The sequence below is a fragment of the Saccharopolyspora sp. genome (assembly GCF_017434145.1).
In the GTDB taxonomy this organism is placed as follows: domain Bacteria; phylum Actinomycetota; class Actinomycetes; order Mycobacteriales; family Pseudonocardiaceae; genus Saccharopolyspora_C; species Saccharopolyspora_C galaxeae.
This window is the reverse complement of the sequence record NZ_JAFRFW010000888.1, coordinates 1-3296: the sequence shown is the minus strand read 5'-3', so window position 1 is coordinate 3296 and position 3296 is coordinate 1. Positions and strand designations below refer to the sequence as shown.

Here is a 3296-nt window from a genome sequence, read left to right as displayed (position 1 = left end):
GATCCAGCCGAACAGCGCGGAGAAGTCCCCGCCGCCGATGCCGGTGTCCAGCGCCCGGCCGAGCACCAGCGTCAGCACTGCGGGCGGCAGCAGCCACAGCGAGCCGGTGATCGGCGCGAACACCAGCAGGCCCGGCCGCGCGCGCAGCAACGACCACAGGAAGCGGGAGGGGCTACGCGGATCCGGACTCATACAGACCCGAAACTAGTCGGCCGCCGAGTCCCGCGGCGACCGATTTCCCGAGGACGTCGAAGACGGGTGACCGCCCCCATGCAAGTATCGTTGCCCGCCGTGACGGTCAAGCCCCACCTCCCGAACGTGCTCGCCGCCCGCTACGCCTCGCCGGAGCTGGTCGAGCTGTGGTCCCCGCAGCACAAGGTCGTGCTGGAGCGGCAACTGTGGCTGGCGGTGCTGCGCGCGCAGGCCGACCTCGGCGTCGAGGTGCCCGCGGGCGCGGTCGCCGACTACGAGCGCGTCATCGAGCAGGTCGACCTGGACTCCATCGCCGCCCGCGAGCGCCAGACCAGGCACGACGTGAAGGCGCGCATCGAGGAGTTCAACGCGCTGGCCGGGCACGAGCACGTGCACAAGGGCATGACCTCGCGCGATCTCACCGAGAACGTCGAGCAGCTGCAGGTGCGCCGCAGCCTGGAGCACGTCCGGGACCGCACCGCCGCGGTGCTGGCGCGGCTGGCGAAGCTGGCCGCCGAGCACGGTGAGCTGGTGATGGCCGGGCGTTCGCACAACGTCGCCGCGCAGGCCACCACGCTCGGCAAGCGCTTCGCGAGCGCCGCGGACGAGCTGCTGGTCGCGTTCGGCCGGGTCGAGGACCTGCTGGCGCGCTACCCGCTGCGCGGGATCAAGGGGCCGGTCGGCACCTCGCAGGACATGCTGGACCTGCTCGGCGACGCCGAGAAGCTCGCCGACCTGGAGCGCCGCGTGGCCGATCACCTCGGTTTCGCCCGGGTGCTGACCAGCGTCGGCCAGGTCTACCCGCGCTCGCTGGACTTCGAGGTGGTCACGGCGCTGTCGCAGCTGGCGGCCGCGCCGTCGTCGGTGGCCAAGACGATCCGGCTGATGGCCGGGAACGAGCTGGTCACCGAGGGGTTCCAGCCCGGCCAGGTCGGTTCCAGCGCGATGCCGCACAAGATGAACACCCGCTCCTGCGAGCGCGTGAACGGGCTCGCCGTGGTGCTGCGCGGCTACACGTCGATGTCCGGGGAGCTGGCCGGGGACCAGTGGAACGAGGGCGACGTGTCCTGCTCGGTGGTGCGCCGGGTCGCGCTGCCGGACGCGTTCTTCGCGTTGGACGGGCTGCTGGAGACGTTCCTGACGGTGCTCGACGAGTTCGGCGCCTACCCGGCGGTGATCGCTCGCGAGCTGGACCGCTACCTGCCGTTCCTGGCCACCACGAAGGTGCTGATGGCCGCGGTGCGCGCCGGGGTCGGCCGGGAGACCGCGCACGAGGCGATCAAGGAGAACGCGGTGGCGGTGGCGCTGGCGATGCGCGAGCAGGGCATCGAGCGCAACGACCTGCTGGACCGGCTCGCCGCGGACGAACGGCTGCCGCTGGACAAGCCGGAGCTGGCGGACCTGCTGGCGGACGAGCTCTCGTTCACCGGCGCCGCCACCGACCAGGTCACCGCGGTCGTCGCGGCCGTCGACGAAGTCCTCGCCCGCCACCCCGACGCGGCCGCCTACACCCCTTCCCCGATCCTCTGATCCCCGCATTCCTCCAGGAGTGAACGGACCGCTCGTCCGAATAGATCGGCTGAACAGGCCGTTCACTCGCGGAGGAGCTGCGCCGAGGGGACGTCGCGCGGGCGTGTCGGGCCCGGGTGCAACGGCTTCGCCAGGTGCCGCTCAGCTCGTTCCGGTCGATGCCCCGCCGGGCCAGTGCGCGTCGAAGAAGTCCCGTTCGCACCGGGTGGCGCGCTGGAACAGCCGCAGGCAGCGCGCCTGATCGCGCTCGTCCAGCTCGGCTCCGACGCGGTCGAGTTCGGCGCGCAGCCAGCGGACCCACTCGGCGAAGCCGTCGTTGTTGTGCAGCGAGACCCATTCGGCGTGCACGAAGTTCCCCGCCGGACCGGTGCCGCCCGCGGGTTCGGCCTCCGGCGCCCGCTGCGCCCACGCCAGGTAGCTCCACTCCGCGACCGCCAGCACGGTCAGCACCTCGGCGTAGTCGCCGCGCGCGTTGGTGTCGGTCATGAGCGCGCGGAACTCCTTGGTCGCCTCGTCCAGCACCGGCTGCTCGCGGTCCGCCGCGGACACCCCCAGCGCGTCGAAGGACCGCTCGAAGTAGGTGTTCTCCTCGCTGGTGACGACCCCGATGCTGCCCGCGATCGCCAGCCGCGAGGTGTACCGGTCGGCCTTGGCCAGCGCCGCGCCGAGCAGCGCCAGGAAGTCGTCCACGAACTGGTAGTCCTGCACCAGGTATGACCGCATCGCCGGGTCCGGCAGCGAACCGTCGAACAGCGCGTCGGTGAACGGGTGCGTGATCACCGCGGTCCAGTCCGGTTCGCTGCGGGCGCGCAGCCAGTCGGTAAAGCTCACCGAGTCCTCCTCGCATCGCCGTGCCCCACATGGTGCCGCGTTCGCGCTGACCGCCTCGCCCGCGCGCGGTCGCGTGCGGGCGGTGGGGGAGAATTCCGGCGTGGTCGCACTCTCCGATTACCCGCGGATCGCCGCGGGCAAGGTTCGCCAGCTGCACGCCGTGGACGACGAGCACCTGCTGATGGTGGCTTCGGACCGGATCTCGGCTTACGACCACGTGCTGGACACGCCGATCCCGGACAAGGGCCGGGTGCTGACCGCGATGAGCGTGTTCTGGTTCGAGCTGCTGGCCGACCTGGTGCCGAACCACCTCGTCGCCGCCGACGATCCGCGCATCCCGGCTGAGGTGCGCGGCCGCGCGCTGCTGGTGCGCAGGCTGGAGATGCTGCCGGTGGAGTGCGTGGCGCGCGGCTACCTCACCGGCTCCGGCCTGGCCGATTACCGCAGCACCGGCGCGGTCTGCGGGATCCCGCTGCCGGACGGGCTGGTGGAGTCCTCGGCGCTGCCGGAACCGATCTTCACCCCGGCCACCAAGGCGGAACTCGGCGCGCACGACGAGAACGTCAGCTTCGAGGCCGTGGCGGAGACCGTCGGCCGGGAGCGGGCCGAGCAGCTGCGCGAGCTCACCCTGCGGGTGTACCGGCGGGCGGCCGAGCACGCGGAGGGGCGCGGGGTCATCCTCGCTGACACGAAGTTCGAGTTCGGCGTCCGCGGCGGGGAGCTCGTGCTGGGCGACGAGGTGT

Annotated in this window: 3 protein-coding genes and 1 pseudogene; 2 read left to right on the top strand and 2 right to left on the bottom strand. The window is 72.0% G+C overall.

Translation table 11 applies throughout. From position 1 onward, the window contains the following. A pseudogene (locus tag IJH84_RS24060) lies at positions 1 to 192 on the bottom strand (ABC transporter ATP-binding protein); the annotation flags it as partial. Positions 193 to 291: 99 nt separating this feature from the next. Between IJH84_RS24060 and purB the strand changes: the two are divergent. Next, the gene (gene purB / locus IJH84_RS24055; RefSeq protein WP_200068785.1) at positions 292 to 1722 is read left to right on the top strand and encodes an adenylosuccinate lyase; all 1431 of its coding nucleotides are present in this window, start codon (positions 292 to 294) and stop codon (positions 1720 to 1722) included. A gap of 141 nt (positions 1723 to 1863) precedes the next feature. Here the strand turns inward: purB and IJH84_RS24050 are convergent, their stop codons facing one another. Further along, positions 1864 to 2553 (bottom strand): TenA family protein, encoded by a 690-nt coding sequence (locus IJH84_RS24050; protein ID WP_295149370.1) that lies wholly within the window; start codon positions 2551 to 2553, stop codon positions 1864 to 1866. Between the two features lie 100 nt (positions 2554 to 2653). Here IJH84_RS24050 and IJH84_RS24045 point away from each other — a divergent pair. Then, a partial coding sequence (locus IJH84_RS24045) for a phosphoribosylaminoimidazolesuccinocarboxamide synthase (protein ID WP_295149368.1) occupies positions 2654 to 3296 on the top strand: 643 nt, incomplete at its 3' end.